General features: G+C 66.0%; 2 pseudogenes. Both read left to right on the top strand.

From position 1 onward, the window contains the following. A pseudogene (locus VBE63_RS30375) lies at window positions 1-718 on the top strand (hypothetical protein); the annotation flags it as partial. Continuing rightward, window positions 718-909, top strand: a pseudogene (locus VBE63_RS30370) (conjugal transfer protein); the annotation flags it as partial. The pseudogenes VBE63_RS30375 and VBE63_RS30370, both read left to right, overlap by 1 nt.

Genomic DNA, 909 nt, shown 5'->3' with positions numbered 1-909 from the left:
CCCTGGCAGCGCCCAGCTGATGGCCCACCTGATTGATGCGGCCCCGTCGGCAGCTCGTGCACACCTGTTGGCTTGGCGTGATGATCTCCTCTGGCTGTTTTACCCAGACTGGTTCAAGGCCACCGGCTGGGAGCCGACCCAGGCGGCGGAGGCGCTCAGTGCGGAAGGCGCCCTGGAGCCGGACCCCAGAACCCCGATGCGTCGGGTGCGTGAGTATGACGGTGAGCGCTGGCTGGTGTTGACTGCCGAGGTCTCGGAGCGGTTGCGGTTACTGGTCGAGGAGGCGCGCTCTAGTCAAACCGCCGTCGAGCCCCATTCGGCAGCCTCAGATCAACCCTTAGCGCTGTCGCCAGAGACCTCGGCACCGACTTCAACCTCAACACCGAGACCGACAGCGGCATCGAGACTTCCAAGTTCCCAGACATCTCCCAACCGGCCAGCAACCGCGTCGGGTCAAGGAACAACCGAGCAGCATTCGAGCGAACCCACCAACCCGGAGGAACCCACCGACAAGCCACCGCTGATCCCCGCCATCCTCGCCGACCTCGAGCGCGAGCACGGCCCCGGTGATGGCAGCCAAGTGCTCGTGCTCGATAGCACAATGCTCAAGGCGCTGGCCAAACGCCACGGCCTCGGCGTCTACAGCCTGCGCCAGCGTCTGCTCACGGACCCGCGCTTTCGGCTTGGCGCGCATCAACGCATCGAGGTCCAGCGCTGATGCAGCGCTATCACAACCCCTGGCGGGCCAACCATGAAGCCGTCGCCGTGGTGTTCTGGCTGTTGCTTGCCGCCTTCGCCTTTGCCAGTGCCGGCCATTGGCAGTTGCATCCGGGTGCCTTTCGGCTCTTCGCCCTGTTGGCCCTGCTCATGGCCCTGAGCTGGCTGCCCGGGGCCTGGCGTCTGCGCGCG

Source organism: Lamprobacter sp., assembly GCF_034860625.1.
Classification (GTDB): domain Bacteria; phylum Pseudomonadota; class Gammaproteobacteria; order Chromatiales; family Chromatiaceae; genus Lamprobacter.
This window is presented reverse-complemented; position numbering and strand designations above follow the sequence as displayed.